Source organism: Duganella sp. LjRoot269, from assembly GCF_964254095.1.
Classification (GTDB): Bacteria; Pseudomonadota; Gammaproteobacteria; order Burkholderiales; family Burkholderiaceae_D; genus Rugamonas; species Rugamonas hordei.
Genome location: NZ_CAXUSL020000001.1, coordinates 4146964 through 4168741, shown reverse-complemented (window position 1 = coordinate 4168741; position 21778 = coordinate 4146964). Strand labels below are relative to the sequence as shown.

The 21778-nt window shown below is 56.9% G+C and carries 22 protein-coding genes, 1 pseudogene and 1 other annotated feature; of the genes and pseudogenes, 4 read left to right on the top strand and 19 right to left on the bottom strand.

The features are described 5' to 3' along the window. The first annotated feature begins 23 nt into the window (after window positions 1-23). Window positions 24-281 (top strand): heavy-metal-associated domain-containing protein, encoded by a 258-nt coding sequence (locus tag ACSQ3S_RS18660; RefSeq protein WP_436143367.1) that lies wholly within the window; start codon window positions 24-26, stop codon window positions 279-281. 87 nt (window positions 282-368) lie between these two features. Here the strand turns inward: ACSQ3S_RS18660 and ACSQ3S_RS18655 are convergent, their stop codons facing one another. Then, window positions 369-806 carry a carboxymuconolactone decarboxylase family protein gene (locus tag ACSQ3S_RS18655; protein WP_436143366.1) on the bottom strand — a complete coding sequence of 146 codons (438 nt, stop codon included), beginning with the start codon at window positions 804-806 and terminating at the stop codon, window positions 369-371. A gap of 711 nt (window positions 807-1517) precedes the next feature. Here ACSQ3S_RS18655 and ACSQ3S_RS18650 point away from each other — a divergent pair. The 3 genes from ACSQ3S_RS18650 to ACSQ3S_RS18640 all read left to right on the top strand — a co-directional run bounded on the left by ACSQ3S_RS18650 (window position 1518) and on the right by ACSQ3S_RS18640 (window position 4138). After that, window positions 1518-2981 carry a PLP-dependent aminotransferase family protein gene (locus ACSQ3S_RS18650; protein ID WP_436143365.1) on the top strand — a complete coding sequence of 488 codons (1464 nt, stop codon included), beginning with the start codon at window positions 1518-1520 and terminating at the stop codon, window positions 2979-2981. Between the two features lie 278 nt (window positions 2982-3259). Beyond that, complete coding sequence (locus ACSQ3S_RS18645) at window positions 3260-3700, top strand: carboxymuconolactone decarboxylase family protein (RefSeq protein WP_217946557.1); 441 nt, start codon at window positions 3260-3262, stop codon at window positions 3698-3700. 12 nt (window positions 3701-3712) lie between these two features. Beyond that, window positions 3713-4138 carry a cupin domain-containing protein gene (locus ACSQ3S_RS18640; RefSeq protein WP_436143364.1) on the top strand — a complete coding sequence of 142 codons (426 nt, stop codon included), beginning with the start codon at window positions 3713-3715 and terminating at the stop codon, window positions 4136-4138. Between the two features lie 436 nt (window positions 4139-4574). On the opposite strand, the pseudogene ACSQ3S_RS18635 reads toward ACSQ3S_RS18640, so the two are convergent. From ACSQ3S_RS18635 to ACSQ3S_RS18550, 18 genes and pseudogenes are all read right to left on the bottom strand, one after another. Continuing rightward, a pseudogene (locus tag ACSQ3S_RS18635) lies at window positions 4575-5742 on the bottom strand (IS3 family transposase). Next, window positions 5349-5465 (bottom strand) — a sequence feature (AL1L pseudoknot). It overlaps the preceding pseudogene by 117 nt. A gap of 107 nt (window positions 5743-5849) precedes the next feature. Beyond that, a complete protein-coding gene (locus ACSQ3S_RS18630; RefSeq protein WP_436143363.1) occupies window positions 5850-6461 on the bottom strand; it encodes a TetR family transcriptional regulator in 612 nt (203 codons plus the stop codon). 1 nt (window position 6462) lies between these two features. After that, window positions 6463-8046, bottom strand: a complete 1584-nt coding sequence (locus ACSQ3S_RS18625; RefSeq protein ID WP_436143362.1) for a DHA2 family efflux MFS transporter permease subunit — start codon at window positions 8044-8046, stop codon at window positions 6463-6465. Window positions 8047-8055: 9 nt separating this feature from the next. Beyond that, on the bottom strand, window positions 8056-9207 hold the full coding sequence (locus ACSQ3S_RS18620; RefSeq protein WP_436143361.1) for an HlyD family secretion protein: 1152 nt from the start codon (window positions 9205-9207) through the stop codon (window positions 8056-8058). Between the two features lie 17 nt (window positions 9208-9224). Continuing rightward, window positions 9225-10682, bottom strand: coding sequence for an efflux transporter outer membrane subunit (locus ACSQ3S_RS18615; RefSeq protein WP_436143360.1), 1458 nt, complete (start codon window positions 10680-10682; stop codon window positions 9225-9227). Between the two features lie 63 nt (window positions 10683-10745). Next, window positions 10746-11183, bottom strand: a complete 438-nt coding sequence (locus tag ACSQ3S_RS18610; RefSeq protein ID WP_436143359.1) for a MarR family winged helix-turn-helix transcriptional regulator — start codon at window positions 11181-11183, stop codon at window positions 10746-10748. Between the two features lie 45 nt (window positions 11184-11228). Then, the gene (locus ACSQ3S_RS18605; RefSeq protein WP_436143358.1) at window positions 11229-11456 is read right to left on the bottom strand and encodes a hypothetical protein; all 228 of its coding nucleotides are present in this window, start codon (window positions 11454-11456) and stop codon (window positions 11229-11231) included. Window positions 11457-11582: 126 nt separating this feature from the next. After that, entirely contained in the window at window positions 11583-12548 is a 966-nt protein-coding gene (locus ACSQ3S_RS18600) for a dicarboxylate transporter/tellurite-resistance protein TehA (RefSeq protein ID WP_436143357.1), read from the bottom strand. A 112-nt stretch (window positions 12549-12660) separates the two neighbouring features. Continuing rightward, entirely contained in the window at window positions 12661-13923 is a 1263-nt protein-coding gene (locus ACSQ3S_RS18595) for an EAL domain-containing response regulator (protein ID WP_436143356.1), read from the bottom strand. Next, window positions 13920-16025, bottom strand: a complete 2106-nt coding sequence (locus ACSQ3S_RS18590; RefSeq protein WP_436143355.1) for a PAS domain S-box protein — start codon at window positions 16023-16025, stop codon at window positions 13920-13922. The genes ACSQ3S_RS18595 and ACSQ3S_RS18590 overlap by 4 nt, the downstream gene beginning before the upstream one ends. A gap of 36 nt (window positions 16026-16061) precedes the next feature. Continuing rightward, complete coding sequence (locus ACSQ3S_RS18585; RefSeq protein ID WP_436143354.1) at window positions 16062-16484, bottom strand: hemerythrin domain-containing protein; 423 nt, start codon at window positions 16482-16484, stop codon at window positions 16062-16064. Window positions 16485-16789: 305 nt separating this feature from the next. Beyond that, window positions 16790-17164, bottom strand: a complete 375-nt coding sequence (locus ACSQ3S_RS18580) for a group III truncated hemoglobin (protein WP_436143353.1) — start codon at window positions 17162-17164, stop codon at window positions 16790-16792. Continuing rightward, on the bottom strand, window positions 17115-17636 hold the full coding sequence (locus ACSQ3S_RS18575; protein ID WP_436143352.1) for a hypothetical protein: 522 nt from the start codon (window positions 17634-17636) through the stop codon (window positions 17115-17117). Before ACSQ3S_RS18575 ends, ACSQ3S_RS18580 begins: the two co-directional genes overlap by 50 nt. A gap of 104 nt (window positions 17637-17740) precedes the next feature. Further along, window positions 17741-18403, bottom strand: coding sequence for an SCO family protein (locus ACSQ3S_RS18570; protein WP_436143351.1), 663 nt, complete (start codon window positions 18401-18403; stop codon window positions 17741-17743). After that, on the bottom strand, window positions 18375-18971 hold the full coding sequence (locus tag ACSQ3S_RS18565) for a c-type cytochrome (RefSeq protein ID WP_436143350.1): 597 nt from the start codon (window positions 18969-18971) through the stop codon (window positions 18375-18377). Before ACSQ3S_RS18565 ends, ACSQ3S_RS18570 begins: the two co-directional genes overlap by 29 nt. A gap of 11 nt (window positions 18972-18982) precedes the next feature. After that, on the bottom strand, window positions 18983-19579 hold the full coding sequence (locus tag ACSQ3S_RS18560) for a cbb3-type cytochrome c oxidase subunit II (protein WP_436143349.1): 597 nt from the start codon (window positions 19577-19579) through the stop codon (window positions 18983-18985). After that, complete coding sequence (locus ACSQ3S_RS18555) at window positions 19579-21255, bottom strand: cbb3-type cytochrome c oxidase subunit I (RefSeq protein WP_436143348.1); 1677 nt, start codon at window positions 21253-21255, stop codon at window positions 19579-19581. Before ACSQ3S_RS18555 ends, ACSQ3S_RS18560 begins: the two co-directional genes overlap by 1 nt. Before the next feature lie 50 nt (window positions 21256-21305). Beyond that, window positions 21306-21740 (bottom strand): DUF4149 domain-containing protein, encoded by a 435-nt coding sequence (locus ACSQ3S_RS18550; protein ID WP_436143347.1) that lies wholly within the window; start codon window positions 21738-21740, stop codon window positions 21306-21308. Window positions 21741-21778 lie beyond the last annotated feature (38 nt).

The following is a 21778-nucleotide window of genomic DNA, read 5'->3' as shown; positions in this document are numbered from 1 at the left end:
AGTAGTAATCAAAAGGACCCACCATGTTACTTGCCTCTTTTACTTTAAAGGATTCCACAAATTCTGGCTTCGGCGCGGAGATTGAGAATAGTCTTCAGCAGCTCCCAGGCGTCAGCGACGTCCTTATCGGCGATGTTTATGATACCTGCAGCATTGTTTATGATGAAATGAAGATCTCATCACAAATGCTTCGAAATGCGCTGCGGGCAGCTGGATATGACAGCAATCTCGAAGAGATCGTGCCAAAGAAGAGTTCCTCTTGCTGCGGTAGCTGCAGTTGACCGAACGGAAGCTTAGAGGGACTCTCGGCGCAATCGCTTAAGAACCACGAAGTTCTAGGCATGTGCCCAGTTTCCCGGGCTTGGCGCTTATAGTATGGCCTTGCGGAACCCTATCCCAACCCGGTTCCAGCAATTGATTGCGACGATCGCCAAGGCCCAATTTTCGATTTGCTGTTCGTCGAATACAGCGCTCATCAAAGCGCGAGCCTCATTGATTGCGGCTCTGTTGTTCAGCTGGGTCAACGCCTCGGTCCACGCCAGCGCAGCGCGCTCTTGAGCACTGAACAAGGTGCTGTCTCTCCACAAAGAAAGCGTGAAAAGGCGACGCGGTGCTTCGCCAACTCGCCTTGCTTCGTCGCTCTCTATGTCGACGCAGTAAGCACACCCATTTATTTGTGAGGCACGGAGCTTTACGAGCTGCAAAAGACGAGGGTCCAGCCCCAGACGGAGTACCGCAAGCTCGAGTGCAATAAGTGCATTTAGAGCGTCCGGGGATGCCTGGTGGTAGTCGAGGCGCTGTTTCATGCAGGAGTCCGAAAATTTTATAGGTACGTTGAAAGTCGAGGGCATCACAAATGAGCTGTGCAGCCCCCACCCATCTGTTATGCAGCTGGCATCCTGCGTAAGCCCACAGCCAAGCGGTTCCTGCTGTTGATAGTGGAAATAGCTAGAGTCAAGACGGCCGATTCCTTTGAGCTGAAGTTAGCAACTAGGTATTCGTAGTCAGCGTCAGGCGCGTGGGCCAGCGGCAGCCGGGTTAATGCTACGGTCCAGCCCAGTGCTGCGTGCTTGCGCCGTGAAAAGAACGGAGTCTCTCGTCTGCCGGAGACACCGTGCAGGCAGTGATCGGGCCGGCCTTACGTGCATCTGTAGTATGCAGGTCCACCCAGTAGGCACGCCGTTGAGCTACGAAGCGCGCGCTTTGACCAATTCCAGCTGCGACGCCTCCAGGCCCAAGTTGTTGGCTGCGCCTTCCAACGCGGACAGGGCTTTGATAGTTCCCGGGGATGCACCGCAGAAATTCAGGCGAGTCGACAAATTTATTTCCTTTAATGAGGGTGCAGAGTGACTCTATTGTAGGAGGGGTAAAGTGCCCTGCGGGTAGCCAATCCTCGTAAAACTTAGGGCGCCATTAATGGGGGGCGATATATTTTTTTGTCTGGCCGACAATGATGTAAGATTTTAGTTAAACTATTGTCGGTAGGAAATCATCGTGGTGTCGATGGAGGGCAAATCATGGAACTTCACCTGATCATCGAGGGCGGCAGGGATTTATCTGAGCAGGTGTACAGCCAAATAATCCAAGCCATACGCTCGGGCCGCTTAACGCGAGGGCAACAGCTACCACCTACGAGGCTTCTGGCGCAGCAGTTGGGTATATCTCGTAAGCCAGTTGCTGATGCCTACAGCCGACTCACCTATGACAGAATTTTGGTTGCGCATACTGGTAGGGGCACCTTCGTTGGCGAGCTCGGCGGGGCGGGCGCTCGGAGAGTGGAGGGGGCGCAATTGGCCTCTCGAGACACACTGGAAAAATGGATGGGGTGGGATACTCCCTTCAGACAGCCGTTCGCGCACGGGCGCTCTGAATACGAGTTCATTGGTGGCACCCCGTCACCGGCTCATTTTCCGCAAGAGGAATGGCGGCGGTGCATTTTGCATGGCCTACGTCAGGACTCGGTTGATCGGGGCCGCTATGCTCCAACCGAAGGCGTTTTAGAGTTAAGGGAGGCGATTGTCCGTCATGCTGGTTATGCCCGTGGCGTGCGGTGCGCAGCGCGACAAGTCGTCGTCACCAACGGGGCACAGCAGTCGTTGGATTTGCTGGGACGAATACTATTAGAGCCAGGGAGTGTGGTTGCAGTAGAAGACCCAGGCTATCCAATTGCGCGCTCTCTTTTCAAGAGTCAGGGTGCAACCGTCGCTTGTGTGCCAGTCGATAGAGAGGGTATTGTCCCGAGCAAAATTCCGGACAATGCTCGTCTCATTTACGTCACGCCGGCTCACCAGTTCCCACTGGGTATGCCAATGAGCTTGGGGCGGAAGACTGCGCTGCTAGCGCGAGCGCTCGAAATCGGCGCCATCATTGTAGAAGATGACTATGACAGCGAATTCCGCTACGAAGGGAGGCCGCAGGACTCATTGCAGAGCATCGATACCCATGGCTTGGTAGTGTTCCTGAGCTCACTTTCTAAGGTCATGTTGCCTGAGTTGCGTATCGGATACGTTGTAGTTCCTGAGTCGATATTGCCGGCACTGTGTATTGCGAAGCACCTCTCGGATTGGCATACCGCCAGCATGACTCAGCATGCGTTGGCAAAGTTTATTGATGACGGTCATCTGGTAAAGCATATACGCCGTGGCCACTCTATTTATGCAAGCCGGAGGGAAGCCCTTTTGCGCGGCTTCGCAACCCACCTTGCGCCATGGTTTGAAGTAGTTCCATCAACGGCCGGATTCCACATGGCTGCATTTGCGCACAAATATGTGGATATTGATCTACTCATACGTCTCGGCCGTCGCGCCGGCGTCGGCCTTTACTCCCTCGAGGGATTCTATTTCGAGGCACAACCGCGTCAAGGGCTATTTTTAGGTTTTGGCTCGATCGATACGCTAGATATCGACACTGCCATATCGCGAGTGCGAGGCATCTTGCTTCAAATGGACTGCGGCGCGGAAGTGTTAGAAGTGTCGGATTAGAACTAGGCCAAATGATCCGTTGCACTGCACTGCGCAGCGATAAGCGCTACAACTCGCCTGCGTTCCAGGGCCGCCATGTAAGGTATTGAACCGCTGCTTAATGCATCATCATGTACCAGAACTGGGCTATGCGGCTTAGCCTCGAGCCGTCTGAGTGCACGAAGACAGCTATCCTGCATTCGCTTCGTGGACTACGAGATTTTCGCCGAATTGGTACTCCGATCGGGCGATGCTGCCCGCTACAATTACCACACACTAACCCACTGAAGGAGATCATCATGAATGCACGTGCTAACTTTTATACCGCTTCCCCAGATGCAATGAAGGCAATGATGGCACTGGAAACGGCCGTTGGGAAATTGGGCCTGGAACAACCGTTGCTGGAACTGGTGAAACTGCGCGCGTCCCAAATAAACGGCTGCGCATTCTGCGTTGATACCCACACAACCGACGCTCGCAAAGCCGGCGAAACTGAGCGTCGCCTGCATGGAGTCTCGGTGTGGCGTGAGACTCCATTCTTCACCTCGCGCGAGCGAGCAGCACTGGCTTGGACCGAGGCCTTGACCCAAGTCTCAACCACGCACGCTCCAGATGCTGACTATGAGCTTGTGAAGGCTAATTTTTCGGACAAGGAACAAGTCGACCTGACCTTAGCTATCGTCACCATCAACGCGTGGAACCGCTTCGGCGTTGGTTTCCGTAAAATGCCAGCGGCCTAAGCGAGGTACGAAATGAAAACGACTGGATTCTATCGTTTGGCCGCAGCGCTCGTGGTAAGCGTCGGTCTAGTGGGTGCTGTTCAGGCGCACGACGTCCCGCGAGATGGTAAGGAGGTACGCGCAATCCTGCAAACCAAGCAGCTACCGGACGTAGCTCACACGAAGGGCCTGATGCTTACGGTGACTTACGCGCCGGGCCAAAAGTCGATTCCTCATCTTCACCCTGGATCGGTGTTCGCATACGTGGTGGAAGGCGAAGTGATTTCCAAGCTCGACGACGGTGCCGAGATCACTTACAAAGTTGGCGATTCTTGGTACGAGTCTCCGGGTATGCGTCATGTAGTATCGCGCAACGCTAGCGATACCAATCCGGCTAAGCTGTTGGTGGTATTGCTGCTTCCAGACGGTGCCCAGGTATCCGAGCCAATACCTAAGTGAATATTCTCATCAGTGCTCCCCGTTCTTGTAGGTTGCCGCCACCCAGTATCGTAGGATGCCACCATACGTTCTCGTAGACCGCAGCCGGCGCCTAAAACATTGTGACACGGGCCGGCTGTGCGGAAAATGGAACTGGTCAGCCGGCAATGGCTCGTTACTTCTTCGGCTTGGTTGACCTGTTCTATTTCTTAACGTTGGCGAACGTTGCCACCGCATAGTCTCACCAGTAAGCTAGATCCGATAAAGCTACACGCCGCCATCGAAGACCATTTGATGCTCGCGCGACTTTTGCTGTGTCCGGTAGACGCGCTGCCAGATTGTTACCGCCATATTCACTGGGGGCTATGTAAGCGTGCGGCGCATCCACCTGAATCGCCCCGGAAATTTAGGAGGTCGATTGGTGTGAGTCAGGCGACATAGCCTGCTCGGAAAGTTGTCAATAGTAGTTTGCCTCAACTCCGGCCGGCGGTATATAACCAAGCGGTTCGAGTAAACGATGGTGATTGGACCAGATCACCCATTCCAGCGTCGCCAATTCGACGGCCTCGCAAGTCTTCCAGAAGCACGGCGATGTATCAGCTCTGCCTTGTACAGGCCGTTGATGGTCTCGGCCAACGCGTTGTCATAGCTGTTGCCCTTACTAGCCACAGAGGGCTCAACCCCGGCTTCGGCCAAGCGCTCACTATAGCGAATAGAAACGTATTGCGAGCCCCTGTCGCTATGATGAATCAAGGCGTCATCACGCTCTAGTTGGCGGGCGTACAGCGCCTGTTCCAGAGCAACCAAGACGAAGTCAGTGCGCATCGAACTGATGACGCACCAGCCCACGATGCGCCGGGCAAAGACATCAATCACAAAGGCCGCATAGACAAAGCCTTGCCAGGTCGAGACGTTGGTGAAATCGGACACCCAGAGTTGATTGGGCCGCTGTGCCTTGAACTGGCGATGGACCCGGTCCAGAGGGCAAGGCGCTGCCGCATTGGCAACGGTGGTCTTCACGACTTTACCCCGCATCACACCGCGTAGGCTGGCGCGGCGCATCAAGCGTTCGACGGTGCAGCGTCCGGCCTCGATGCCTTCACGACGCAGCGGGCGCCAGACCTTCTCTGCGCCATAGACCTGCATATTGGCTTGCCAGACGCGTTCAATTTGAGGAGCCAGCACCTCATCACTCTTTGCGCCGCTGCGCGGCGTAACGCCAGTAGCCGGACGGGGCGACCTGCAAGACTCTGCAAATCGATTCGACCCCATGCGCTTGGCGGTGCTGGTCGATGAACGTTCTCACGATTTGAAGCGACGGTCGAGCTCCGCCTGGGCGAAAAACGCGCTGCCCAGGCGCTGGATTTCATTCGCCTTGCGTAGTTCCTTGTTTTCGCGCTCCAACGCTTTGACGCGCTCGCTTTCGGTCGTCGTGATGCCTTCACGCTGGCCTGCGTCGCGCTCACGTTGGCGCACCCAACGGCGCAAAGTTTCGGATGTGCAACCTATCTTGGCTGCGATGGACGTGATGGCCGCCCACTGCGACTCGTACTCGCTGCCGGCCTCTTGGACCATGCGCACGGCGCGTTCCATCACTTCGGGGAATATCGGGCTGATTTCTTCATGGTGGCTCCATTTCTCAAATGCTGGAGCTTCCTTCAAACCCGGGGCGATTCATACCGTAATAGGGGGGGCGAGTAGACCCGACTCTCGCCCTTGCTCCGTTCATCGGCTAATACCCAATAACGCCTCTCAGGAACAGTCGCAGGCCCCGCTGGGCTTGAGCATCGGCATGGAGTGACTGCATCTGATAACCGTTGTTCGACAGCCCTGTAATGCAGTTGAGAAAGTGGACGCACAATTCCTCTGGCGTGAGGAATGGATCGAACAGGATTTTGGCCTCGGGCAGCCTGAACAGGGGAATGAGCTGTGTTGCCAGTTGACATGGTCCAGCATCACGCCAGGCTGTACGGGCTGGTTCGTCTCCCTCCTTCATAATCACCGCGTGCAGGCGCATTAATCGTTCGTCCTGTATCCGACTTACCAGGTGCCTGGCCATCAGTTCCAGTTGCGAGACAAGGTTCTCAGTAAAGGGTACTGCGAGTAGTTGCTGGCGATGGCGATAATGCTCTTCCTCTATCAACGACGCGAGTAGGCCGGCCTTGCCGCCGAACTTCACGTAGATGGTGCGCACGGCAACGTGGGCGGCGCCGGCAATTGCCGCCAGCGAAGAGCTGGCATAACCATGCTCGGTGAAGAGGTCGAGCGCGGTGGCCAGCAAGAGGTCCCGACGCGCAGCCAGAGTGGTGCGCGTCGGGCGGCCATGGATAATAGGCCGGGTCATCTCAATGCGCTGCTGATGCCGCGTCCGACACCTGACCATGCATCGGTTTGGTCAGCCAGATCAGCGGGATGATGGCAATGAAGATCACGCCCGAAATCCAGAACACGTCATTCAGCCCCAGCATGGCGGCCTGGGCCACCACGCTCTGCTCGAAGCGGGCATAGGCCTGCTGCGGATTCAGATGCAGCACAGTCTGCAATTGCTGCAGGCTGTCGGTGAAGGCCGGGTTGTTGACGTGGGCCTGGTCGATCAGCCGCGAGTGGTGCAGGATGGAGCGGTCACTCCACGCCGTACTGGCGATGGCGGTGGCCGCAGCGCCGAAGAACACGCGGGCAAAGTTGGACAAGCCCGCTGCCGCCGGGATTTTTTCCGGTGGCAAGCCAGACAGGATGATGGCGGTCAACGGCACGAAGAACAGCGCGGTAGGGATTCCTTGCAGCAGCGTCGGCACCACCAGCGAGAACAGGTCGACGTCGAGGAAGTAGTTCGAGCGCAGGAAGAACACACCGGCAAAGCCAACGAAGGCCAGGGTGCCCAGCACACGGGCGTCCGAACGCGGCATCAGCTTGGCCATCACCGGCGCTAGCAGCACCGCGAAGATCCCTAGCGGCGCGGTTGCCATGCCGGCGTCCACCGAGCGATAGCCGAGATATTGCTGCATCCACTGTGGCAGCAGCACCAGGTTGGCAAAGAACACGCCGTAGGCGACGGAAATTGCCACCGTGCCGCCGAGGAAGTTGCGGCCCTTGAACAGCCGCAGATCGATGATCGGATGGGCTTCTGTCAGCTCCCAGATGACGAAGAAGATGAAGCTCAGCACGGCAAACACGGCCAGACCCACAATGACGGGAGATTGAAACCAGTCCAGATCCTTGCCCTTGTCCAGCATGATTTGCAGGCTGGCGACCCAGGCGATCAGCGACAGCAGTCCGACCGCATCAAACGGCAGCTTGCGGGCTGGGGTGTCGCGGTCCTTGTAGATGGCCCAGGTGACGGCGGCGGCAAACAGGCCGACCGGGATGTTGATATAGAAAATCCACGCCCACGAATAGCTATCAGTAATCCAGCCCCCCAGCGCCGGGCCGGCGATGGGGCCGACCGTGGCGGTCATCGCCCACAGCGACAGCGCCAGGCCGCTCTTGGCCTTGGGGTAGGAGCTGAGCAGGATCGCCTGGGACAAGGGGATCAGTGGCCCGGCCACCGCGCCTTGCAGGATGCGCGCCGCCAGCAGGATCGGCAAGGTCGGCGCTAGGCCGCACAGCCAGGAAGACAAGACGAACAGCAGGATGGCGATCACGAACAGCTTGATCTGGCCCATGCGCTGCGTCAGCCAGCCGGTCAGCGGGATGGAGACGGCGTTGGCTGCGGCAAACAGCGTGATGACCCACGTTCCTTCGTCCACCGATACGCCGAGGTTGCCGGAAATGGTCGGGATAGCCACATTGGCGATCGACGAGTCCAGCACGTTCATGAAGGTGGCCAGCGCCACCGCGATGGTGGCCAGCACCAGCTTGCCCCCCGTCAGCGCTGGAGGCGGGGTGGGTGGCGACGCTGCGGGCGCTGCCGGTGTTTTCGGAGTGTCCATGATGGCTCCTTAGTTGGCGGCCTGGTTGCTGGCGATGATGCCGGCAATTTCCGCGTCGGCTTCCTTGCCGTAGTGATCGAACACCGAGGTCTGGAAGGTACTGTTGACTGCTGCGCGCAACTGCGAACCTTGACGGTCATGGGTATCCACTTCGACCGCCATCGACAGGCCGAGGCGCAGCGGATGGTCTTTCAGCTCTTTCGGATCGAGCGCAACCCGCACCGGCAGGCGCTGCACCACCTTAATCCAGTTGCCGGTGGCGTTTTGCGCCGGCAGCACGGCGAACGCGCTACCGGTACCTGCCGAGAAACCAATCACCTTGCCATGGTACGTGACATCCTTGCCATATAAATCTGCATGAAGGGAGACCGGCTGGCCGATATGCACGGCTTTCAGCTGGCTTTCCTTGAAGTTGGCATCCACCCACACCCCGTCCAGCGGCACGATGGCCATCAACGGTGAACCGGCAGCCACGCGCTGGCCAAGCTGTACCGAACGCTTGGCGACATAGCCGGTGACCGGCGCCGGCACATTGGCGCGCGCATAGGCCAGGTAGTCGGCACGGACGCGGGCGGCGGCGGCCAGCACATTCGGGTGTTCGCTGATCTGTTGCTGGGCGGTCTGGGTGCGGTTGGAGGCCAATTGTTGCTCGGCAGTGGCCAGCGCCGCCTTGCGTTCCTTGACGGCGTCACGGGCGTGGCCTAGGTCCTCGGCCGACACCGCACCGGCCTGGTCGGCTGCCAGGCGGCGCTTGAGGTCGTCTTCGGCGCGCGCCAGCTCAGCTTGGCGTTGGGCGATCTGCGCCTTGAAGACGCTGTTGTTGACGTAAAGGGTGCTGACCTGCTGCACCGCCTGCGCCAGCGCGGCTTCCGAGCGCTGCAGCTCGATGCGGGTATCGGCGCCATCCAGCTTCACCACGCTGTCGCCGCTGCGCACAATCTGGGTGTCATCGGCGTTGATGCCGGTGACGGTGCCGCTGATCTGGGCGTTCAGCTGCACCAGGTTGCCGTTGACGTAGGCGTCGTCGGTTTCCTCGAAATACTGGGCCACGCTGAAGTAGTACGCGCCCCAGGCTGCGGCTGCCAGAACAGTGACGCCGCCCAGAGCGATGAGCGCTGCTTTACGTTTGCCGTTGCGGGCTGGTTTTGTTTGGTCGTTCATGATGTCACCTGGAGAGATTAGTTAATCAATGGTTGTTGCGATGGTTGCGGGTTGCCGAAGCCACCGCCCAGCGCGGCGGCAAGGCCGATCTGCTGGTCGCGGCGCGCCATGCGCAGGTTGGCCAGCGTCTGCTGGGTGGCGATGACGGTGACGCGGGCTTGCAGCAAGTTCTGTTGCGTATTCAGGCCGGCCTTGTATTGGCTGGCGGCAAGCTGCCAATTGCGTTGTGCGGCGTCACTGGCCGCCTGGGCGTCGAGCAACTGGACGTCGGTGCTGCGGACGCGGGCAATTTGCGTGGCAACGTCGGACAGCGCGCCGACCAAGGTCTGGTTGTAAGCGGCAACGGCCTGGTCAAAATCGGCGTAGCGGCCTTTGAGCTGGGCGCGCAGGGCGCCGCTGTCGAAGATCGGCAGATGCAGGGCCGGGCCGGCCGAGATGGTGCGGCTGGAGGCATCCAGGAAGCGGCCAAAGCCAAACGCGTCAAGGCCGATGGCGGCGCCGAGGTTGATGTCGGGGTAGAACTCGGCCTTGGCTACCTTGATGTCCTGCGTAGTGGCGTCCACCTGCCAACGGGCAACGGCAATATCCGGACGGCGCGCTACCAGGTCGGCCGGCAGGTTATCCGGCAGGCGGTCCCGAGGCGCGGCGCCTTCAGCCAGCTGTGGCCGGGTAATTTGCAGGCCACGGTCGGGACCAGCGCCCAGCAGGGCGCCAAGCTGATAGCGCACGTCCAGGATCTGGCCGTCGAGCGCTGCCAGCGAGGTCTGGCTGCCGGCCAGCACGCGGTTGGCATTTTGCTGTTCCACCTCGGTGTCGAGGCCGGAGCGGACCCGGGCGATGCTCAGCTGGCGCAGTTGCTGGCGCTGGGCGATGTCATCGCCGGCCAGGTCGCGTTGCAAGTACAGGCGGGCCAGTTCATTGTAGGCACGCGCGATTGCCGTGCTGAGCGTCAGCTTGACCTTTTCCTTTTCTGCTTCCGCCAGCATCAGGCGCGACACGGCGGCACTCTCGGCGGCCTTGTGCTTGCCCCACACATCCAGCTCGTAGGACGCGCTCAGGACCGCCTTGTTCTCGGTCTGCCAAGAACCGGCCACCGGCGGCGGCACCAGCGCATTCGAGGTGTATTGCTGGCGCGTGATACTGGCGTCCAGGTTGACCTTTGGACCGGAAGCGGCACGTGTGCTGTCGCTGACGGCCGCCGCAGCGGCCACGCGGGCGCGGGCTTGCTCCAGGGTGGGATTGTTCTTCAGCGCCTCGGTGATCAGCGCCGGCAATTGTGCGTCGCCATAGTGGCTGGCCCAGTCGGCCGCCGGCCAGTTGCCGTGTTCGCCTGGCAGCGCCTGCGCCGATTGGTAAGTGTCTGGACTGGCGATGTGGTGATCGCTGCCAATGCCTTTGAAGCTGGCGCAACCCGGCAGGATGGCCGCGACCACGATCGACAGCAGAAGTACTTTGGGTTTTGTCTGAGTTTTCATAATCTGACTTGTCAGTTACTTGGTTAAAAAAAACGGGCCGGACTACTTCCGTGGCACGCAATCTCAGGCGCTGATGAACTTGGCCAGCAAGCGTTGGAATTCACGGAATTCCGCAGCAGTGAAATCTTTCAGGCGCGCGTTGATGACATCCGGCGCCCGTTGCGCGATTTGTTCCACCAGGTGCTTGCCATGGCGTGTCAGCTGCAGGTTGATGCTGCGGCGGTCATCCACACTACGCACGCGCTGAAGCACATCCTGCTTCTCCAGCTTGTCTAGCATGCGGGTCATCAGGCCACTGTCGATATCGAGCATCTTGCTCAGTTCGAACGGCGTGCCGGCCAGCTTACGCCCCAGCGCCATAATAATGCCCAGCTGCTGGGAAGTGATCTCGATGTCCCGTAACGATGCATCTATTTCCGCCAGCAGCACGTTGCGCGCCCGTGACAGCGACAGCCCGATGCTGGTGGTTGGATCATAGTTTTCTGCGGTGTAGTACTTCATGGCGTCCTCCGTATGCTTCCAATGTATTTGATAAGTCAGACATTGTCAAGGCAGATTTTGACTAATTTTTGTGCCAATATGAGCGAAAATTTCTTCAATTGGCGACGCGTTGCGGATGCAAAATAGCCCCATAATCTCTTTCCCTGCATACCGCTCCCTTCCTCTATCCAGCTCAGACGGTGATGCTCTTTTTTCGGGTGATGACAGCCCGCTGGAGAAAAAGCAGAACGTCCCGACGGGACAAAGAATGCTGTCGACCAGTTCGTTGTCCACTGGCGCCAGCCCGATCCTGTCTGCGCTTAACGGGACGAAGAGGTCAAGTGGCGTTATTAGTAATCAGTCACACCATTGCCTGGCAGGGTGGGAGGCCTGCCGGCCTTTCTTCCTACTATGAACGTCTCATTTTCCTCTTACTGTGCGGACGAATAAATAGATGATGAACGCAGTAACCACAGTCATCAATGGCAGGGAAAGCGCGCGCGCGGCAACGTTGCCTGCCAAGGCTAATTTCAAACATACGTTGAGCGCTGATGTCATCCCAAAGGTATATGCCCAATACGAGCGGGCGAATCGCTGTACCTTTAACCACGATATGAGCCGAAAGCCCTGCATCAATTGGAAGAGGCCATATCCTAGCAGCATTAGGACCCAAGGTCCTGTGATCTGCGGATTAACAAGCAACACCGAAGCAGCGCAAACGACTGCCGGCGCCGCCTGGATTCCCATTAGGGGACGACGCGAAGGTGCCAGACCTGGTCGATGCCAGATGCTATTTTTTATAACTGGTTCCAAAGTCAGCCAAGAGAAGACTCCCGCCCCAAGGAAGAGCCAAGCCAAGTCTGCTTGACCGAGCGCACCAAGTGCCGCAGCACTCGTGAAGTTTCCGGCGACGTCTGGTAGGTAGAGCGCTGGCGATACGTCGTTTATATCGCGCGTGCCTTGCCACAGTTTGGATGTGTGCCAAAGCGAAAAACCAACATGCCAAGATATGCCGGCGGCGGCTACTACACAAGCGCCGGCAAATGAGTATCTAACAAGTCCGGGCACCAAGGCCAAAGTGGATATGCCAATTAACGCCGCCTGACTGCCTTGAGACGGATCGTGGAACTCTTTTGCTATCAAATCGGGATCGCGTAAAAATTGAACCAAGTATGTGAGGATCAAACCACCCCAGACCACTAGGGTCAGCAGCAGTTCGGTTTCCGCTACCCCCTGAGGAATACCCCACAATTTGGAACCGCTAAGCAGGGCATAGCCGAGGCCGGAAAGACCCAGTACCATGCTAAACAGGCTAACCGGTATTGGATTGCCCGCCGGGGAGATCAGCACAGGCGTTACAGATTGTGATTGAGCTTGATCCATCATGGTCGCGAACAGCGTAAGCCGCTCCTAGGAACTGGCGCGTGATTTCTAATAAGTCCATTGTAGAATTCGGACGCCCCTGATGGGGTATCCAATCCGGAAAAAAATTGGGTGCTCAATTCGCTGGACCTGCATCCTCAGGGACAGGATCTGCGCGAACATCAGAGGGAAGCGCTGAATAGGCCGCATCCCAAAGAGCGACTCCATCCAAGAAGTCCGATTGCGGCATTGGTTTACCTATGAGGTAACCCTGCGCATAGCGGCACTCCAGGCGGCGCAATAATCGCCAATCTGCTGCGGTTTCCACACCCTCAGCGACCGACTGAAGACGTAGCTCCTTCGCCAGCGCAAGGCTCGATGCCAGAACCAGCACTTGCGCATCGTCCTTGCAGGCCGCAGTCACGAAGGATCTATCCATCTTCAACTCCGAGAATGGGATGCGGATCAGCTGCTGCATGCTCGAATACCCGGTACCATAATCATCGATTGACAGTCCGTAGCCTTTCATCCGCAGTCGCGCAAGGTTCTCCAAGCTATGAGGCAGATCCGACATCGCAGCTGATTCGGTCACTTCAAAAACGATGTAGCTTGGCGCGATATCGTTTCCCTCCAAAATACTGCTCAAGCGAGCTGCGTATCCCGGGTTGGAGAGCGAAGACAGGGAAAGATTAATCGAAATTTCGTATCGTTTTCCTTCCGAATCCCATTTCCGCCAGGCGAGGGCAGTCTTTGCCACAATCTGTTCGGTCAGTTGGTCGATGAGACCATGATGCTCCATCAATGGTATGAATGAATCTGGAGGAATCAATCCGCGCACTGGGTGACACCAGCGGGCCAGAGCCTCGGCGCTGCTGATCGCACCTGTCAACAAGTCGGCCTTCGGTTGAAAATATAGTACAAACTGGTCGAGCGCCAAAGCCTCAAGAAGTTCGTTCATTGTTGGCTCTGGAGATGTGCTTCGTGACGCGTGCGCTGGTTGGCGGTGACGCTGGGTAAATCGATTCAGCAGATCCCCCAGCGCGGCGGGAGTTGCTGGCTTTTCTATTGCACCGAGCAGATTGATTCCGTAAGCCTTGACCATCGTCTCGACAGACGAGATCAGCGCTCGATCAAGCGCGCTGAGCAAAATAATCGAAACCTGAATATTTGCTTCGGCCAAGTGGCGGACCAATTCCATGCCATCCATACCAGGCATGTTGAGGTCGATGATGCAAATATCAAAGGGCAGTGGAGCCTGCTGAAAAGCGCCTAACGCGGCGAGACCGTCCGATGCGTCTGTGATGTTCAAAGCTCCCAAAGTACACAACATACGGCGCAGTGCGCGGCGTTGAAAGTCATGGTCTTCAACAAGCAAAAAGTTTAGGTTATCGATGTTCATGTTGCTGGGCTTGCGTTGTTAAGGCAAGCCGTTCCTTGTTTTAAATAATTGTCAAACGCGTCCAGTTCGGCCTGGAAGCGGCGATATGCTTCCCGCGTAGAAGTGCCGAGGGCATCGGCGTGACCGCTATCGTCGGACAGGGCTAGACGTTCACGACCACACGACTCAATTGCGCGGCAGGCAGCAGCCAAGCCTGAAGCGCCGACCATTTTGCTGGCCCCGCAGATTCTGTGCGCAATCTCCATGAAGGTGTGCAGCTCTCCCGACTGATACGCTGCTTCCAGAGCCTTCGCATCAATGTCACACGATTCTTTGAAGTCGTCCAGAAGCGCCGCTCGTTCGGCCAAGTCATCGCCGACGATCTGAGCCAGGTGAGTCTCGTCGATGACACTATCTCTCAAGGCCAGCAGTTGTTCGCTGCTTTTGGACATATTAGTTTCAGGGGTGTGGGGCAGAGGTAGATAGCGCTCCAACAAAGAACTCAGCGAAGCGATGGTGGTGGGCTTCGATAGATAGTCGTCCATTCCAGCCACCAGAGCGCGCGTGGCATCGCTAGCGAAGGCGTTTGCGGTGAACGCAATTATGGGCAGTCGCGAAATTCCACGCCGCCATTCGTCATCCCGAATAGTTCGTGCCAGCGTATAACCGTCCATTTCAGGCATTTGGCAATCACTTATCAACAGCGAGTACCGTCTTGTGGCTAGCTTTTCCAAGGCATCGACGCCGTTGATGGCGCTCTCGGCCGCGTAGCCAAGGGAGGCTAACTGGCGCACGAGTACATTGCGATTCGTGGCATGGTCATCGACTACCAAAACTAAAGTGCCGCTGCTGGCTGCAGTCGTGACTGGCGGAGCCGCGCGATGCTGTACCTGAGGATCGTTGATAGACGGTGCATTTCTTAGTTGTGCTCTGCAGTTATTGACCTCAACTTCGCGAAGGGTAGGAAGGCTAAGTTCTAGGCTCATTGTGGTACCAAGGCCCGGTACGCTTTCCATTGCAATGGTGCCGCCCATACTCTCCGCTAAGCCCAGACAAATTGCCAGACCGAGACCTGTTCCGCCAAAGCGGCGCGTGGTGTCGCCATCAGCTTGCACAAAAGGCCGGAAAAGTCGCGCCTGGCTCGCCGCTGAAATGCCGATTCCGGTGTCCCGGACAGAGAACCGCAAAACCTGTGCACCAGGCTTTGTACGAATGACATCCAGTGATAGTTCGATGCTGCCGGCCAGCGTAAATTTGACAGCGTTGCTGACAAAGTTGTGCAGGATTTGGCGCAAACGTAGTGGGTCAGTGCAGAACCGTTGCGCCGTTGCTGGGTCGACCCGGGAGCGCAGTTCGATGCCCTTTTTTGAGGCCAACGGCGCATGTGTTGCCAGCACCTTGTCGATGATGTGCTCGCGCATGGACGCTCGCTCGTGACGCAGTTCCAGGCGGCCCGCCTCGATCTTGGAGAAGTCGAGAATATCGTCGAGGAGGCGAAGTAGTTCGCGTCCGGATTGCGCCGCCATTGTCACGGTCTCGTGCTGGCTTGCGGTAAGCTCAGTCAAACCCAGGAGCTCAAGGGAACCCAGTACGCCGTTCATGGGCGTACGGATCTCGTGGCTCATCGTTGCCAGAAAGATGCTCTTGGAGCGGTTGGCCTCGTCAGCCCGATTTTTTGCGTTCTGGAGGGCGCGCTCTGTTTCTGCCGCAAGCTGCTGCAGGCGCCGCTGTTCGGTAACATCCCGCATCACAGCAGTGAATTTTTTCTCCCCGTCCTCCAGCATCTGCCCGAGCGTCAAATCCAGCGGTACAAGCGAGCCGTCCTTGCGCAGTCCATTCACGCTGCGCCGATGATTCATCACGCGGGACTGGCCGGTTTTTAGATAAGAAGCAATGTATCCATCATGTCGGTTGCCGTCCGGCTGGGGCATCAGCATGGACACATTGCGACCAAGAAGCTCTTCCAGCCGATAGCCAAACAGCTCTTGCGCGCCACGATTTGCATACTCAATGATGCCGTGTGAGTCGATAGTCACGATCGCATCTGAAACCGAATCGATCATCAGTGCCAGGCGTCGCAGGCCATGCACGCTTTCGGTCGCATGATTCAGAGCGGAGATCATAGGGGACTCAGCTAGATAGGAAGATTGGGGCTGCGCTCAGATGTTCGCGGCCGATGCCTCGATGGCAGGGTAGAACTCGCGGTCTTCCTTTTTCATACGCTCGTAGAGCGTCTTCAGCACTTGATTGGCCTCGTTGCGGAAGACTTCAGGCTGCTCGATCAGCAGGCGAGGCGTATTCCACTTCGATGCGAAGGCCAGGTAGGCGCCCGCGATGCCGTTCATCTCATCGCGGTAGCGCTTGCTCATATGCGCAAGGCTGTGGTTGCCGCTGGCTTCCAGGGCCGGATACAGGAAGTTGTCCTCGACCGCGAGGTGCAGCTTGATGATGCCGCTCATCGCGATGATGCGCTGCGAGATGTCGGAGGCGTGGTCGGCGATCCCGGTTTGAACCAGGGGCCGCAGTGCCGCGATCGCGCCCAAGATATCCAGATGCTGATGCTTAAATTTATCGATGTTCATGATACTTCCTTTCGAGACTGTTTCACTTGTGAAATAAAGTCTATCGCAAAACGGCATAAACATGCAAGTAATATGAATGTTTTTCTGAAAATTTTTCTCTATCGATCACAGGGGATTTCGCTATCGGCCTAAGGCAGGGATACACAGCGGAAGTGGTGCGAACTGAGCACGCCAGGCTGGACCAGTTTGGTTCATCACTTGCGTTCGGACGGTTGGTGGATCATCAGGCGGAGCCCGATCTGCGCCGGAAGCTCTGCTGCGCGACAATTCCGGACGACGCCACTGCGGCGCCAGGCCACGTCACGCTAAACAAGCATGCTGCCGAAAAAGCCGTACTGCAGGGAGCCCGAGATTCGCCGCGCGGTGATTTGAAATTCCTGCGCAATTTCGGGCCTGAACAAGCGGCTGCATGCGGCCTCGAACAAGGAGAGCCAGCGCACGAAATGGTCTTTATTGATACCCGTAAGCAGCATGTGTTTCCCATATACGTTCCCTTGGAAGCTTTTACTGCCCAGCATAACCGTCGACCAGAAGTCGACCATGCGGTCTAAATGTGGTCCCCAGTTCGATCCGATCGCGGCGTTGAAGATGGGGAATAGTTCCGGGTCTGCACGGACATCATCATAGAACTCATGTACGAGAGCTGCTATCGAGGTGGTGTTCAGTTCCTGGTATGTCATGTGATTCTGCAGTGTGTAAAGTCGGTGAAAGGGCCGGTGCAATACGGACGCACCAGGCGATGGAAATCAAAATGGCGCCAACCACAAGCCCTAAGCCAGTGATGCCCTGGTCTTCGAGTAAGTATGCGTTACAAAGCCTCTGCGGCATGCTTTGATACTGCATTCCAGCTATGGCCATCATCGCGCCAAAATTCCCAAGGAAGAAAAGCTGTACTACCCAAGGAGATCGCTTAAGCGAACCGGGAAGAATTAGCCCCAGCAAAACAAGCGAGCCAAACTTGGCTGCCTCAAACATTGGCGAAGTCAGGCTCAGTTCGAGCGCGCGAGGAATCATCCAATATGCGCTCACAAAAAGCATGGCGGAAAGGCCAGCGATGCCATACTCGTCAAATTGAGCTGCAGAAAGTCGCGCCGGAAGCAATCCAACCGCCGTCCATCCCACAAACACCAAAAGAGGCAGTAAGACGAGCATGTGCCGAGCCATCGATGATTCGAGCCAAGGCGAAGAGACAATGACAGCTAGCAGAACCGCTATCACGAAAACTATCCGAACACTCAATGAAAAAATGTGACTCTTCATTTTCGGCCCGCGTCATACATGGCCACTGCATCAGCCAAAGCCCGGTCAGGACTGTCGTAGTCATCAATTTTTTCCAAGCGACCGCTGGGGCCGACCACATGGAATGCGGCATTGTGCACATACTCGCTAAGCGGCGCGGGCACGACAACAACTCCAAAGGTGTCGAGGACTGCTTTACGTTGGTTTCCATCCGGGATACCGGTAAAATTCCAGATGGTCCGGTCTGCATGCTGCCGTATGGCATAAGCACCCAACTGCTGCGCGTCATCTCGCGGGTCAAAACTGATGCTCATGAGCCGCACTTTGTCCTGTAGGCCTCGAGCACGGATTGTTTCCTGCATCTGTTGAAACTCATTCCCAAGTACGGAACAAATAGCAGTGCAGCTTGTGTAGATGAACGACACGATAGTCACACGCCCGTCATTGCTAAGCACATCGCCTAGCAGCGGCCTCGATGGCCAGTCGAGCGCAGCAAATGGGACGGAACGAGGTTCCCTTTCAATCTCAAGCCTCCGACCGTCTTCAGTTGAGACTACCTGGAAACCCATCGTCGCCTGGTACAGCGCGGCACAACCGAATATGGCCACGAGGGAAGTCGCTGCGAGCGTCAGCAGCGGCGCTTTGGTCTCGCTACTGCTTGAGCTTGTTGAGGTCTTCATCACCGTTCCAGGGGTCTTTTCGGTCTTTGCCAGCCTCACGCTCGGCTTTAACGATATCAGCGCTAATCTTGCCGGAACCGTTACCGAAATTGCTCCTTACATAGCTGAGGACCGCTGCGATTTCTGCATCGCTAAGCTTGTCCTTAAATGCAGGCATCTGTCCGTTGTAAGCTACATCCTTGACGGTCAACTTGCCGGCGATCCCATGCAGGAGGATGTTCACAGGGACTTTATCGGCCGCTAGTGCCCATTCGGAGCCTGCGAGTGGTGGGAATACTCCAGGCAGCCCGGCGCCGGTAGCCTGGTGACACGCAACACAGTTGGCCGAGTATACCTGCGCACCGTCAGCTACCACGCCTGCACCGGCGGGCTTACCCTGCAGTGTCGCCAGCGTACGGTGGTCGCCAAGCTCGGGCGCATCGTCGCGCTGAGTCAGCACGATATAGCCGACAGCCCAAGATAATACGGCTAATACCACGATCAGAACGAGGCGCGGGATTGGCCGGTTCTTCTCGTGCGGATCTGGATTTTCGCGTTCGCGTGCATCATGCTTCGGCTGCTCGATCATATGAGTTCCTCTTATTTCTTTTTCGTTTCGGTGGTTGCAAACACCGGGTACGTATGGTCTAGGCCCTGGAGGTATGTCACCAAGTCGAGCACTTCTTGCGTTGCGACGACAATCTTCCCAGGAGGGTTATAGCCGGGGGGGAGGATCAGTTGTCGGTCGCCCGGATCGGCCTTTTCCTTGACCTCGAAGAGGAACGGGTACGATGGCATGATAGAGCCAGGCGTATAGGCACGGGGCTGATACAGATGCCCCAAATGCCAGTCTTGGCTTGGCTGGCGCACGCCGATATTGAAGAGGTCAGGACCTGTACGCATCGTGCCAAGCAGGTGTGGCTTGTCGTATGAGTAGTCGGCGGCGACTGAAGCTCGGCCCCAACCGCGCTTGTCGTCGGGAGCCTGCGATTTGTCGCGGGGCTGCTGAGAATGGCAGTAAATGCATCCGTTTTTGATATACACCTCGCGGCCGCGCAGTTGAGCAGAGGTATAGGGCTTGAGGTCTTTGGGAGGTTCTAGTCCTTTAAGCTGCATAAATGGGACAACCACGAGTGCTGATGTTGCGAGCGCCAACGTCACCATGGCACCACTGAGCAATTTGAGTTCGTCATGCATTATCGGGCTCCTGCAAATTCATTTGTGGCTGCCTTGGTGGCGCTAGTGTGGAGGAGGGCTGCACCGGTACGTGCTGGACCATAGCGCAGTATCATCGCGACAAAGTGACCCGCGAAAACCAGGTGACCCAAGGTCATGATGGCGCCACCGACCGAGCGACTCTGCAAATAGGGGATAGTCACCTTCACAGACTCCATGAAAGGTTTGGCCGCATCGAGCATCGCCAATCCTTGGAGCCAACCACCGATAGAAAGGCCGATAAAGTAAATAGAGAAGCCGAACACTACCAACCAGAAGTGGGCGGCAATCAGACTTGGGTATGGCCACTCCCATGACATTACGCGAGGCATGACGAAGTAAATTGAGCCGAACATCACCATCGTGAAGAAACCGTACAGCCCAAGGTGTGCATGCGCGACCGTAAAGTGAGTAAAGTGCGCGACGGTACTCACAGCGCGAAGGGCTTCAAACGATCCTTGCAGCGAGCTGAGCGTGTACATCATGCCACCCAAGACGATAAAACGTAGAGTCGGCGAGTAAATGAGCTTGGAGAAGTAGCCGCGCATCGTCATGTGCTGATTGATCGAGAACGAAATCACCGGAATGATCATCATCATGCTTTGAACGATCGAAAGCGTGATGAGCCAAGCGGGCACAGGGCCGCCGATCAAATGATGCCCACCAACCTGGCCGTAGAAGAAGGCCAAGGTCCAGAAGCCTAGCAGCGACAGATTGTAAGACTGCACTGGGCGGCCAATGATCTTCGGCAGGAAGTAATACACGGAGGCCAGCGCCATCGGTGTATAGAATAGGCCCAGCACGTTGTGCCCGAACCACCAGTTCATTGTCGCTTGCTCCACACCGAAATGAACGGCCGGCAGGTTGGCAATGAGGAACAAAATTGGGAACCAGAACAACGCCGCCCCCATGTACCAGACGGACACATACAGGTGATCGACTTTGCGTGCCTGCAGCGTGTAGACCAATGGAAGACCCATCAGGGCGCCGCCGATGACAATCAAAATGTCGACTTGCCATGGAATCTCAAGCCACTCCATGCCATCACTAATCCCCGCAGCGATACAGCCAACGCCCGCGATGAGACCTGCGTTCCAAATCATACAGCCAAGGATTGCGAACCGCCCTCCAATCAACGGGGTCTTAAGCAGACGCGGAAGCAGCCAGTTCGCAATGCCGAATGCTGCCATCGGCGCCCAACCATATGCGACGATGTTTAGATGGATAGTTCGAATTCGGCCGAACGTCAGCCAAGCCTGTTGCACGAGCCAATCCGGCTCGTGCAGTTTGATGGAGCTAGTCAGGCCGGCGAGAGAGCCAACCACGAGCCAAACAACAGCGCATGAGAGGAACACGAAAGACACGAATGCCGTCGAACGGTCCGCTTCAACTCGCTCCTGCAATTCGCGCTGCAAGGCAGCTTCCTGTGCCGCAGATAGGACAGGGCTAGTTTGGCCAGGAACCTTTAACCGCAGGCCGGCCAGCTGCTCGGCTGTAGCCGATGGTTCCTCGCCGCGACCGATCTCACCCTTGGAGAAGATCACGTTCGCGGCCGCAGCCGTGGTGTCGAAGAGTCGCTTTCTTAACGACCAGATAAAAACGAAGAGGCCGGTGATCGACAGGATGAAAGAAGACAGGAGAATTGTTACTGTATCCATGATTAGCCGTTGTGTTTTAGGTTGAACTACATTTTCTGGATAAAGAGTACTTAGGGGGACGCAGCCATTCCGTGCATCGACGGCAGGATAGCCGCCGCAAGCAGCAGCGCAAATTTGGCGACCTCGGTGACACCAAATATGGCATGCCACGCGCTCTTCGGCAGTTCCACGCCCGATAGGCGGGCGTCAACGCGTTTGGACAGCGGCGGCATCAGTACAACGATCTGAGTGGCGAGAATGGCTGCAGCGAAGAAGACCGGCCAAGGCTGAGTGTGCTTAGACAGCATCAACACGACAACTGCGCACACGGCAATAACGCTCTCTGCAACGTGCATTGCTCGGAACATCTGCCGTCCCGCCGCGAGCGCGATTGGTCGGGGCAAGCCTGGGGTGGAAAACTTGGCGGGTTGCGCGACAAACGAAATTCCAAGTACCAAGCCTGCCCAAAGTGCTGCAATGAGGATGTTAGCCAAATTCAGATTCATCTCTTTCTCCGCTGACCTGCCATAGACGATGGTAAGTA